Origin of the sequence: Cognatilysobacter bugurensis, assembly GCF_014652095.1 — a bacterium.
GTDB lineage: Bacteria > Pseudomonadota > Gammaproteobacteria > Xanthomonadales > Xanthomonadaceae > Cognatilysobacter > Cognatilysobacter bugurensis.
Map to the genome: position 1 here is coordinate 32,392 of NZ_BMYD01000003.1, position 11,329 is coordinate 43,720.

At 68.0% G+C, this 11,329-nt stretch carries 9 protein-coding genes; 4 read left to right on the forward strand and 5 right to left on the reverse strand.

Annotated features, from left to right (window positions below; all coding sequences use genetic code 11):
* Window positions 1–67 precede the first annotated feature (67 nt).
* On the forward strand, window positions 68–589 hold the full coding sequence (gene secB, locus IE075_RS09715) for a protein-export chaperone SecB (protein ID WP_189455957.1): 522 nt from the start codon (window positions 68–70) through the stop codon (window positions 587–589).
* 22 nt (window positions 590–611) lie between these two features.
* A complete protein-coding gene (locus IE075_RS09720) occupies window positions 612–1,646 on the forward strand; it encodes an NAD(P)H-dependent glycerol-3-phosphate dehydrogenase (protein ID WP_189455959.1) in 1,035 nt (344 codons plus the stop codon).
* A gap of 106 nt (window positions 1,647–1,752) precedes the next feature.
* Here IE075_RS09720 and IE075_RS09725 read toward each other — a convergent pair whose 3' ends face one another.
* Both IE075_RS09725 and IE075_RS09730 read right to left on the reverse strand, forming a co-directional pair.
* Window positions 1,753–2,361: an outer membrane beta-barrel protein gene (locus IE075_RS09725; protein ID WP_189455961.1), complete on the reverse strand. Its 609-nt coding sequence runs from the start codon at window positions 2,359–2,361 to the stop codon at window positions 1,753–1,755.
* A gap of 152 nt (window positions 2,362–2,513) precedes the next feature.
* Entirely contained in the window at window positions 2,514–3,095 is a 582-nt protein-coding gene (locus tag IE075_RS09730; RefSeq protein WP_189455963.1) for a porin family protein, read from the reverse strand.
* A gap of 208 nt (window positions 3,096–3,303) precedes the next feature.
* On the opposite strand from IE075_RS09730, the gene IE075_RS09735 reads away from it, so the two are divergent.
* Window positions 3,304–4,341 (forward strand): LacI family DNA-binding transcriptional regulator, encoded by a 1,038-nt coding sequence (locus IE075_RS09735; RefSeq protein WP_189455965.1) that lies wholly within the window; start codon window positions 3,304–3,306, stop codon window positions 4,339–4,341.
* Between the two features lie 356 nt (window positions 4,342–4,697).
* Here IE075_RS09735 and IE075_RS09740 read toward each other — a convergent pair whose 3' ends face one another.
* Together IE075_RS09740 and IE075_RS09745 are read right to left on the reverse strand one after the other, a co-directional pair.
* Window positions 4,698–6,440, reverse strand: a complete 1,743-nt coding sequence (locus IE075_RS09740) for an alpha-amylase family glycosyl hydrolase (RefSeq protein ID WP_189455967.1) — start codon at window positions 6,438–6,440, stop codon at window positions 4,698–4,700.
* Window positions 6,440–7,942 (reverse strand): MFS transporter, encoded by a 1,503-nt coding sequence (locus IE075_RS09745; protein WP_189455969.1) that lies wholly within the window; start codon window positions 7,940–7,942, stop codon window positions 6,440–6,442. The genes IE075_RS09740 and IE075_RS09745 overlap by 1 nt, the downstream gene beginning before the upstream one ends.
* Before the next feature lie 191 nt (window positions 7,943–8,133).
* On the opposite strand from IE075_RS09745, the gene IE075_RS09750 reads away from it, so the two are divergent.
* A complete protein-coding gene (locus IE075_RS09750; protein WP_189455971.1) occupies window positions 8,134–9,765 on the forward strand; it encodes an alpha-glucosidase family protein in 1,632 nt (543 codons plus the stop codon).
* Between the two features lie 16 nt (window positions 9,766–9,781).
* Here IE075_RS09750 and IE075_RS09755 read toward each other — a convergent pair whose 3' ends face one another.
* Window positions 9,782–11,296: a tryptophan halogenase family protein gene (locus IE075_RS09755; protein ID WP_189455973.1), complete on the reverse strand. Its 1,515-nt coding sequence runs from the start codon at window positions 11,294–11,296 to the stop codon at window positions 9,782–9,784.
* Window positions 11,297–11,329: the final 33 nt, after the last annotated feature.

Sequence of the window (11,329 nt, forward strand, 5' to 3'; positions counted from 1 at the left end):
ACCGCGCCCCGGACGCGCGCGTGCCGCGTGCCATAATCGCCCCCTTTCTGCCTGCTGGAGCTCCCCGATGACCGACGAAACCCTGGGCGGCGCGAACGCCATGACCGACGCCGCCGACGAGAACGGCCCCGCTTTCACCGTCGAGAAGCTCTACCTCAAGGACGTGTCGTTCGAAGTGCCCGGCGCGCCGGCCGTGTTCAACGAGAGCGCGCAGCCGCAGCTGCAGATGAACCTCAACCAGAGCGTGCAGCGCCTCAACGACAACGCGTACGAGGTCGTCCTCGGCATCACCCTGACCTGCACCGCGAACGACAAGTCGCTCTACCTCGTCGAGGTCAAGCAGGCGGGTGTGTTCGGCCTCACCGGCTTCGACGCGCAGACGCTCGACGCGATGCTCGGCACGCACTGCCCGAACGTGCTGTACCCGTACGCGCGCCAGACCATTAGCGATTTGATCCAGGCCGGCGGTTTCCCGCCGTTCTTCCTGCAGCCGATCAACTTCGACGCGCTCTACGCCGAAGGCCTGCGCCAGCGCGCGCAGCAGCAGCAGGCCAGCCTGGCCGGCGCCGAGACCGGCGGCAACGCCTGAAGCCTTGACCGGCGTGCGATCCATGACCGCGCCGACCACGGTCGCGGTGCTCGGCGCCGGATCGTGGGGCACCGCGCTCGCCGCGCTGATCGCCCGGCACGGCCATTCGGCCGTGCTGTGGGGCCGTGACGCCGCGATCGTCAAGGCGATCAACGCGCGCCACGAGAACCCGCGCTACCTGCCCGGCATCGCGCTTCCTGCGACGCTGCGCGCCACGACCGACCTCGCCACCGCGCTGGCCGGCGTCGACCTCGTGCTCGTCGTCGTGCCATCGCATGCGTTCGCCGATACGCTGCGCGCGCTCGCGCCGCACCGGCCCGCGCACGCCGGGGTGGCCTGGGCGACGAAGGGCTTCGAGCCCGGCAGCGGCCGCTTCCTGCATGAGGTCGCCGCCGAGGACCTCGGTTCCGGCGTCCCGCTCGCGGTCGTGACCGGGCCGTCGTTCGCGAAGGAAGTCGCGGCCGGCCTGCCGACCGCGTTGACGGTGCATTCGGATGACGAGGCGCACGCGCGCCACGTCGCCGCGTTGCTGCACGGTCCCGCGTTCCGCGCCTACACCGGCGACGACATGCGCGGCGCCGAGCTCGGCGGCGCGATGAAGAATGTGCTTGCCGTGGCCACCGGCGTCGCCGACGGCATGGAGCTCGGGCTCAACGCGCGTGCGGGGCTGATCACGCGCGGCCTCAATGAAATGCTGCGCCTGAACCAGGCGATCGGCGGCCGCGCCGAAACGCTGATGGGGCTGGCCGGCCTCGGCGACCTGGTGCTCACCTGCACGGGCGATCTGTCGCGCAATCGCCGGCTGGGCCTCGCACTCGGCCGTGGCGAGACGATCGAGGCTGCGGTCGCAAAAATCGGGCAGGTCGTCGAATCGGTGCAGACCGCGGACGAGGTGATGCGGCTGGCCGACCGCCACGGCGTCGAATTGCCGATCGCGAGCGCGGTGCAGGCCGTGCTGCACGGCCGCCTGACGCCGGCGCAGGGCCTGAGCCAGCTGCTTGCCCGCGAGCAGAAGGCCGAGTACCCGCGCGCGGGCCTGCTGAAGACCTGCCCATAACAGTTGGCGGCGAGGTGCCGCGCTCCGAACGGCGGCGTGGCCCGCACCGGCCACGATAAAAAAAGCCCGGCGAATGCCGGGCTTTTTCATGCAGCAGCGGGGGCGATCAGAAGCTTGCGCGCACGCCTACGAGATAGCGGCTCGTGTTGTCGATGAACTCGATCTCGCCGGTCACGCCCCACGTCGGCGTGAAGCGGTACTGCAGTCCAGCGGTTCCGGTGAACTCGCCTTCGTAATCGCCGCCGTCGAGGTAGCCGACCTTGAGCACGCCCTCGACGCTGTCGCCCATCATGCCGCGCACGCCGAGCGAGGCGCGTCCGCCAGTGACCGACAGTTCATCGCGACCGAACGTGCCCACGCCCACGTCCACGTCCTGGCGCAGGTAGGCGAGCTCAGCGAGGAAGTCCACGCGCTCGGACATCGACTGGTGGTACCCCAGGCCGAGCTCGGTCGTGTTCACGTCGATGTCGACGCGCACCTCCGGCGCGATGCGGAAATCCTGCGAGGCGCGCGACGCGCCGCCGAGCAGGTACACGCTGCCGCCGAGCGCGACCGAGCCGCGCACGAACACGCCGTCGGCTTCCTGATCGATCAGGTCCTCGTCGTCGACGTGGACCTTGTTGTAGCCACCTTCGACGTAGGTGTAGCTCAGTTCGGCCGAGGACGCCGCGAACGGCAGGGCCAGCGCCAGCACGAGCGCGATTTGCTTCTTCATGAGAGTCATTCCTTGATGGTGCCGTCGCCACCGCGGCGGCGCGCGCATCCTACCGCGACCTTCACGATTTCGTAACAATTTGCCACCAAGAAAAAAGCCCGGCCGAAGCCAGGCTTTTTCTGTGCCGCTCGCCGGCGAGCCGGCAGCGCGATTTAGAACGAGATGCGCGGGCCGACGAAGAGCTGGGTGTCGCCGCCGGCGAACTTCACGTCGCCCGACACGCCCCACATCGGGCTGAACTTCACGTGCGCGCCGACGCGGCCGTAGAAGTCGCCGTCGAAGTCCGAACCGTCTTCCCAGCCCGCCAGTGCGTAGCCTTCGAAGTTCGGCGCGAGCGCACCGCGCACGCCCGCTTCGACGCTGTAGCCGTCGAAGTTTGCGCCGCCCACGTCCGCACGCTCATAGGCGACGCGGGTCAGCAGGTCGGCGCGCGGCGAGATCTCGTGGTTGTAGCCAACGCCGGCGCGCCACTGGTCGAAGTCGAAGCCGTCGTTGCGCACGCCGCCGACGCTGAACTCATCGACTTCCTGACCGCTGAAGCCGCCAAACAGGTGGAAGTTCGGGGCGATCGCGACCGAGCCGTTCGCGCCAAAGCCTTCGGCGTCGCCGAAGTCGGTGTCGGTGCGCAGGTAGCCGCCTTCGGCATACGTGTAGGAGATGCCTTCCGCCGCGGAGGCCGCGAACGGCAGCGAAGCGAGCAGGGCAAGGGCGAGCAGGGGCTTCTTGAAGTTCATGGGTTCACTCCGGTGCAGGCCGCGCAGTCGGGGTTGTTAAATCGAAGTTAGCGCGGCGGGATGTGCGCAGTATTCGCACTGCCGATCAATCGCAACTGAATCCTGTACCGACCAGTTCAGCTGCGGGTCGGTCGCGCTGTGCTCGCGCTGCGGCCGCGGGCACCGCGCGCCGCTTAGACTGCCGGTTCCGCTTCCGGTTGGAATGCCCATGCGCCGCAAGACCAAGGCCACCTCGATCGACATCGCGCACCGCGCCGGCGTGTCGCAGGCGACGGTCTCGCGCGTGCTCAGCGGCAGCCCGCTCGTCAACGCCGAGACCCGCAAGCGTGTGGAGGCCGTCGCCCGCGAGCTCAACTACAAGGTCGACCGCCACGCCTCGAGCCTGCGCACGCAGCGCTCGGCCACGCTTGCGCTGCTGCTATTCGAAGACCCGACCGCGGACGAGTCGCACATCAACCCGTTCTTCCACGCGATGCTCGGCTCGATCACGCGCGCCTGCGCGCGCCACGGCCAGGACCTGCTGGTCTCGTTCCAGCAGCTGTCCGACGACTGGCACGCCGATTACGAGGACAGCATGAAGGCCGACGGGCTGATCCTGCTCGGCTACGGCGACTACATCGAATACCGCGACAAGCTGGTCTCGCTCGTCGAGCAGGGCACGCGGTTCGTGCGCTGGGGCTCGGTGATGCCCGACCAGCCGGGCATCTCGATCGGCTGCGACAACCTCGCCGGCGGTCGGCTCGTCGGCGAGCACCTGCTCGCGCTTGGACGCCGCCGCATCGCATTCCTCGGCGATGCGTCAAGCCACTACCCCGAGTTCTTCGACCGTTATCGCGGCTGCGACGCGGCGCTGCACGACGCCGGCCTGGCGATGGATCCAGCGCTGCAGGTCGATGCCGAAAGCTCGGAGGAAGCCGGCGATGCTGCCGCACGCACGCTGCTCGCGCGCGGGAGCGAGTTCGATGCAGTCTTCGCCGCGAGCGACCTCATCGCGGTCGGCGCGATCCGCGCGCTTGCCGAAGCCGGCCGCAGCGTGCCCGGTGACGTGAGCGTGGTCGGCTTCGACGACATCCCGATGGCGCGCTTCACGCGGCCGCCGCTGACGACCGTGGCGCAGGACACGACGCGCGCAGGCGAGTTGCTCGTCGAGACGCTGCTGCGCCAGGTGCGCGACGAGGAGGCGCAGAGCACGCTGCTGCCGGTGTCGCTGGTCGTGCGCCGCTCGTGCGGGGCGGGTGGGGGCTGAGTCGCGCCGTCCTCGAGCGCAGCGGTTCTCGGCACGAAAGACACATCCGCTCGGAAGCCATCTTAGGAAGCGCGCGGGTGTCCGCGCGTTACACGGCTCGACGCCTTCGCCTACTGCGCGACCAATCGTCTTCGACGATTCAAAGAAACATCGAGAAGGCCGAGCGCTTTCTCTTCGCCGATAAAGTGTTCCGGTAAGTCGGCCACAAGCGACACGTCTTTTGCAGAGACGCCCGCGGTCGTCCGACCGCACTGGCGCCCTCGCGAGCGCCCTGCGGATCTCCGACCTGCGCCGGTAACGGCGAGCGCATCAGCACAAACGGCCCACAGGCGCATGGGCGCCCGAGCTTCGCCCGGTCAGCCCTCGCGGCGAGCCCGCCGCATCGCCTCGTTCAGCGCCGCGCGCAGACCCGGCTGCGTCACCGATGCATCGAGTAGATACACCTCGGCGCCGTGCGCGGGCACCGTTGCCTCGAGTGCGCCGCCCTCGGCTACCGCGACGCTGCCACCGCCCAGCGCCGCACGCCACGCGCCGGCTTGCAGGTGTTCGCGAATCTCGAAGCGCGCCGGCGCGTCGCCCTTGTTGAGCAGCACGAGTGCGATCTGCTGCGTCGCACCGTCCTGCAGCACGCGGTAGAACGCCGCGCGATCGCCCTTGAACGCAAGGTTGACCTGCAACCCGCGCTGCAGCGCCGGCGTGTTCGCGCGCAGTGTGCCAATGCGCTTGAGCGATTCGCGGATCGGATGCCCGACCGCCGCATCGACGCGCTTCTGCCCGAAGTAGTTGCGGTTGCCCGCATGCTCCGCGCTGCCGCGCTCGAAGCCGACTTCCGAGCCGTAGTAGATGACCGGGATGCCGCGCGCGGTGAACAGGAAGTGGTGCGCGTCGATGAAACCCGTATCGCGCGCATCGATGCGTGGCATGTCGTGGTTGTCGTAGAACGTCATGAGCTCGTACGGGTTCGCGTACGGGCCGTCGGTCAAATACAAACGTTCCGCGATGCGCTCGTAGCCGCCGCCCTGCTTGCCGAACACCTCGACCAGCCGCTCCTTGAGCGGGAAATCGAGCACGCTGACGCCAGCGTTGCGCGGCAGTGTGTGCTGCGCGATCGTCGCCGCGTCGTGGTCGAACGCCTCGGCGAACATGAAAAAGCCCGGCCGCTTTTCGCGGATGCGCTGCGAGAACGCGTTCCAGAACTCGTGCGGCATCCAGCCGATCGTGTCGATGCGAAACGCGTCCGCGCCTTGGTCGATCCACTGCGAATACGCGTCGACGAAGTAATCAAGCACTTCAGGCTGCGTCGAATCGATGTCGGACAGCTGCGCGAGCCCGCCGGAGGTGTTGTACCAGCGGTGCAGCGGGTTGCTGCCCCGATCGAGCTTGGACGGGTGCAGGTTCTGGTGATCGGCGATGAGGCGGCTGTCGCGGTCGTAGAGCTCGCCAAACTTCGGTTGGTCGACCGGCGCGCTGTACGAAGGCGAGCCGTGGTTCGCGACGATGTCGAGCACGGTCTTGAGGCCTTGCTGCTTGAGACCTGCGGTGAGCGCGCGGAAGTCCAGGCCCCGGCTCGGCAGGTGCTCGTCGAGCTCGAAGAAGTTCACGCCCCAGTAGCCGTGGTAGCCGGTCTTGCCCTGGTCGGTGTGCATGCCGCCCCACTTTACCGGCTCGCCGCCGAGGAAAGCCTCGTCAGGGTTGTCAACGACCGGCGTCAGCCACAGCGCGCCGAAGCCCATGTCGGCGATGTACTCGGCGTTGTCGAGGATGCCTTTGAAGTCGCCGCCGAGGTAGCCGATGTTCGCGGTCCGGCCCTTCGGCGCGCCCGGCACCGGCCGGTCGAACGTGCGGTTTGCGCCGCCCTGCTCGCGCTGGTCGTTGGTCGGATCGCCGTTGACGAAACGGTCGGTGACGACGAAGTACACCGCGTCCGAGGCGAACGGCTCGCGCGTGCCGATGTAGTCCGCGGTCGGCGCGCTGGGCGAAACCGACGCGGATGCGGCCGCTTGCGCATCCGCAGCCGTCGGAGCGGCGCGCTCGGACACGCTCACACAGCCCGCACCGGCCAGCGCGGTGAGCAGCGCGGCGCACAGCGTCCGGCGCATCACGACGCCACTCCGATTGCATGGCCACGCGGCTCGTGCAGCACCGGCTCACGCACCCGCAGCACGAACAGGCCCGAGACCATCATGCTGACGCCGCCGATCGCGAGCGCCTGGATCGGCTCGTTGCCGAGCAACGTCTTGAGCAGGAAGCCGAGCAGGCTCGCGGCGACGAGCTGCGGGATCACGATGAAGAAGTTGAAGATGCCCATGTACACGCCCATTTTCTGTGCCGGCACCGCATCGCTGAGCAGCGCGTACGGCAGCGACAGGATCGACGCCCATGCAAAGCCGACGCCGAGCATCGACAGCAGCAGCCAGTTCGGATCGTCGATGACGAGGAACGACAGCAGCCCGAGCCCACCGAGCACCGTGTTGACGAGGTGGCTCACGCGCAGGCCGAAGCGACGCACCATGTACGGGATGACGATCGCCGCGAGCGCCGCAAAACCGTTGTAGGCGGCAAACAGCACGCCCACCCAGTTCGCGCCTTCGTTGTACGCGGCCGAGGACGGGTCATCGCTGCCGAAATGCACGCCGGTCACCGCGGCCGTCGTGTAGATCCACATCGAAAACAGCGCGAACCACGAGAAGAACTGCACGACGGCGAGCTTGCGCATCACCACCGGCATGTCGTGCAGGTCGGTCATGATCGATACGAACGCGTTCTCGCGCTTCGCATGCGCGAGTGCGAGCAGCGCCAGCCCGTACGTGGCCAGGCCACCGCCGAGAATGTAGAGCTGCTTGTCGAGGCCGGCGATCGCGACCGCCACGAGCCCGGCAACGCCGATCGCGAGCCATGCAAGACCTTGCGTGCGCAGTCGCGCCGGATCGAGCGGGCGGCGCGGCAGCGGCGGCGCTTCGTCGTACGTACGCAGTTGCTCGGGCGGGTATTCGCGCGTCCGCAGCACCGTCCACAGGATCGACGCAAGCAACACCACAGCGCCGAAGTAGAACGCCCAGCGCACGGTGTCGGGCACTTCGCCCGGCCCCGCGGTGTTGCCGACGCCAAACTTCGACAGCGCGAACGGCAGCAGGCTCGCGATCACCGAGCCGATGCCGATGAAAAAGCTCTGCATCGCGTAACCGCTTGCGCGCTGCTTCACCGGAAGCTGGTCGCCGACGAACGCGCGGAACGGCTCCATCGAGATGTTGATCGACGCATCGAGGATCCACAGCAGACCCGCGGCGATCCACAGCGACGGCGAGTTCGGCATCGCAAACAGCGCGAGCGTCGCGAGCACCGCGCCGACGAGGAAATACGGCCGGCGCCGGCCCAGGCGCGTCCACGTGCGGTCGGAGTAGTAGCCGACGATCGGCTGTACCAGCAGGCCGGTGAGCGGCGCGGCGATCCACAGCACGGGCAGCGCATCCATCTCCGCGCCAAGGGTCTGGAAGATGCGGCTCACGTTCGCGTTCTGCAGTGCGAACCCGAACTGGATGCCCAGGAACCCGAAACACATGTTCCAGATCTGCCAGAACGACAACGTCGGTTTTTGATTCATGAAAGGTCCAGACGGCAAGACAGGCAAAGGCCGGACGCGCATGCGCATCGGCCAGACCGGATGCTAGGCCGCGAACGCACTGCACCATCGCCGATGCAATCGTATTCAACCGCGGCCGTCGCGCTGGACCGCCGCCGCGCCGTCGCATGCGTGGAATAGTGCGCGCTTGATCGATCAGGAATTCGGACGCGATGTCGAAAGCGCAGTCATGGTGGCGCGGTGCGGTGATCTACCAGATCTACCCGCGCAGCTTCCTCGACACCAACGGCGATGGCATCGGCGACCTGCCGGGCATCGTCGAGCGCCTGGACTACGTCGCAAGCCTCGGCGTCGACGCGATCTGGATCTCGCCGTTCTTCAAGTCGCCGATGGCCGACTTCGGGTATGACATCGCCGATTACCGCGACGTGGACCCGATGTTCGGCACGCTCGCCGACTTCGACCGGCTGCTTGAAAAAGCGCACTCGCTCGGCCTCAAGGTGATGATCGACCAGGTGCTGAGCCACACCTCGATCGAGCACGAGTGGTTCAGGCAAAGCCGCGAAAGCCGCGACGGCGACAAGGCCGACTGGTACGTGTGGGCCGATGCGCGGCCTGACGGCACGCCGCCGAACAACTGGCTGTCGATTTTCGGCGGCGTGGCCTGGCAGTGGGAGCCGCGGCGCTGCCAGTACTTCCTGCACAACTTCCTTGCCAGCCAGCCGGACCTGAACTTCCACCACCCGGCCGTGCAGCAGGCCCAGCTCGACAACGTGAAGTTCTGGCTCGACCGCGGCGTCGACGGCTTCCGCCTCGATGCGATCAACTTCTGCTTCCACGACGCGCAGCTGCGCGACAACCCGCCCAAGCCCGAACACCTGCGCACCGGGCGCGGGTTTTCCGCGGACAACCCGTACGCGTTCCAGTACCACCACTTCAACAACACGCAGCCCGAGAACCTGCCGTTCCTCGAGCGCATCCGCGAACTGCTCGATCGCTATCCCGATGTCGCCGCACTCGGCGAGATCTCGTCGGAGGACTCGCTCGCGACGATGGCCGAGTACGTGATGCCGAGCCGCCTGCACATGGGCTACAGCTTTGAACTGCTGACCGACGACTGCACCGCGGCCTACGTGCGCGAGACCGTCGAGCGGCTCGAAGCGCAGATGGTCGACGGCTGGCCGTGCTGGGCGATCAGCAACCACGACGTGCGCCGCGCGGTCACGCGCTGGAGCGCGGCCACGGGCGACGGCGATGCGGACGACGCGCTCGCGCGCCAGCTCGTTGCGCTGGTGTGCTCGCTGCGCGGCTCGGTCTGCCTGTACCAGGGCGAGGAGCTGGGCCTCACCGAAGCCGAGGTGCCGTACGAGCTGTTGCAGGACCCGTACGGCATCGCGTTCTGGCCGAACTTCAAGGGCCGCGACGGCTGCCGCACGCCGATGCCGTGGGACGGCGGCGAGCAGGCCGGCTTCACCGAGGGCGAGCCCTGGCTGCCGGTCGCGGACGCCCACCATCCGCGCAGCGTCGCCAAGCAGGACGTCGACCCCGACTCCGTGCTCAACGCGGTGCGCGCGTTCCTGCGCTGGCGCCGGGCCCAGCCCGCGCTCGTGCTCGGTTCGATCACCTTCCTCGATACGCCCGAGCCGGTGCTCGCGTTCCTGCGCGAACACGACGGCGCGCGCGTGCTCGCTGCGTTCAACCTCTCCAGCGCGGCGGTGACGTGCACGTTGCCGCTCGATGCGCCGGCGCGCCCGGTCGAGGCGCCCGGCGTTGTCGCCGGCCGCATCGAGGGCGGCCGCATCGAACTGCCGGCGCGCGGTGCGCTGTTCGCTGCGCTCGATTGAGCCGCGCGCGCCGGTCTCAGGCCGGCGGCGCTGCGCAGTGACGCGCGATGAACGCCTCGTGCGTCGGCATCGCCTGCACGCAGTTCGCGATCACGCCGCGGATGTTGTCGAGGTATTCGGCGATCTTCTCTTCCGGATACAGGTCGACAAGCGCGTGGTAAGCGGCCGGCTGCACTCGCTGGCCGTGCAGCACCTGGATCCAACTCGGCTCAGCGAACAGCTCGTTGCCGTCGCGGAACACGCGGCCGTTGCCGCGGAACAGCGCGAGGCGCTGCGCGAGCGAGGCAGGAAGCTCCATCGTGCGCACGTAGTCCCAGAACGGCGTGTCGTCGCGCTCGGTCGCGCAGTAATGGGCGATGAGGAAGTCGCGGATCGCGTCGAACTCGCGGTCCGAGTGCGCGTTGAACTCGTCGATGTCGGCCTGATCGAATCCGGCAGACGGAAAGAACGCAGTGAGCCGCGCGATCGCGGACTGGATCAGGTGGATGCTCGTCGATTCGAGCGGCTCCATGAATCCGCTCGAAAGACCCACCGCCACCACGTTCTTGTTCCAGAACTTCTTGCGCTTGCCGGTGACGAAGCGCAGCGTGCGCGGCTCGGCGAGCGCCTCGCCTTCGAGATTGCGCATCAGCGTGGCGGTCGCCTCGTCCTCGCCGATGAAGCGGCTCGAGAACACGTAGCCGTTGCCGACGCGGTGCTGCAGCGGGATACGCCACTGCCAGCCGGCCTCGCGCGCGGTCGCGCGCGTGTACGGCGTGATCGGTCCGCCGTGCGTGCACGGCACCGCGACGGCGCGGTCGCACGGCAGCCAGTGCGTCCAGTCGATGTAGCCGGTCTTGAGCGCCTGTTCGATGAGCAGCCCGCGAAAGCCGGAGCAGTCGATGAACAGCTGGCCGTCGATGCGGCGACCGCCGTCGAGCGTCACCGCCTCGACGAAGCCATCGCTGCCGCGCAGCGAAACGTCGACGACCTTGCCTTCGATGCGCTCCACGCCACGCGCCTCGGCGTAGCGGCGCAGGAAACGCGCGTAGAGACCGGCGTCGAAGTGGTACGCGTAGCCGATGTCGGCGAGCGGCGAGTTCGGTCGGTCCGCGACCGGGCGCATGAACTTGTTGTGCCGGCTTGCGGCCGTGTTGATCGAGTACGCATCGAGCGGCGCCGCCTTGCCGAGCGCGTGCATCTTCAGCCAGTAGTGATGGAACGACACGAGGCCGAGGTCCTGGCCGATCTTGCCGAAGCCGTGGATGTAGCTGTCGCCGAGCCGGCCCCAGTCCACGAACTCGATGCCGAGCTTGAACGAGCCCTGCGTCTCGCGGACGAACTGCGCCTCGTCGAGTTCGAGCGCCTGGTTGAACAGCTTGATCATCGGAATCGTCGCCTCACCGACGCCGACGGTGCCGATCTCCTCCGATTCCACGAGCCGGATCGAGTACTCCCGGTTCAACACCTTCGACAGTGCCGCGGCGGCCATCCAGCCCGCGGTGCCGCCGCCGACGATGACGACCTGCGTGATGCGATCCGACCCTGACATGCACTCCCCCTGCGAATTCGAGTTCGACGCGGC

Coding starts and splice junctions, on each gene's coding strand:
- secB (WP_189455957.1), top strand. CDS start 68: ATGACCGACGAAACCCTGGGCGGCGCGAACGCCATGACCGACGCCGCC.
- IE075_RS09720 (WP_189455959.1), top strand. CDS start 612: ATGACCGCGCCGACCACGGTCGCGGTGCTCGGCGCCGGATCGTGGGGC.
- IE075_RS09725 (WP_189455961.1), bottom strand. CDS start 2,361: ATGAAGAAGCAAATCGCGCTCGTGCTGGCGCTGGCCCTGCCGTTCGCG.
- IE075_RS09730 (WP_189455963.1), bottom strand. CDS start 3,095: ATGAACTTCAAGAAGCCCCTGCTCGCCCTTGCCCTGCTCGCTTCGCTG.
- IE075_RS09735 (WP_189455965.1), top strand. CDS start 3,304: ATGCGCCGCAAGACCAAGGCCACCTCGATCGACATCGCGCACCGCGCC.
- IE075_RS09740 (WP_189455967.1), bottom strand. CDS start 6,440: ATGCGCCGGACGCTGTGCGCCGCGCTGCTCACCGCGCTGGCCGGTGCG.
- IE075_RS09745 (WP_189455969.1), bottom strand. CDS start 7,942: ATGAATCAAAAACCGACGTTGTCGTTCTGGCAGATCTGGAACATGTGT.
- IE075_RS09750 (WP_189455971.1), top strand. CDS start 8,134: ATGTCGAAAGCGCAGTCATGGTGGCGCGGTGCGGTGATCTACCAGATC.
- IE075_RS09755 (WP_189455973.1), bottom strand. CDS start 11,296: ATGTCAGGGTCGGATCGCATCACGCAGGTCGTCATCGTCGGCGGCGGC.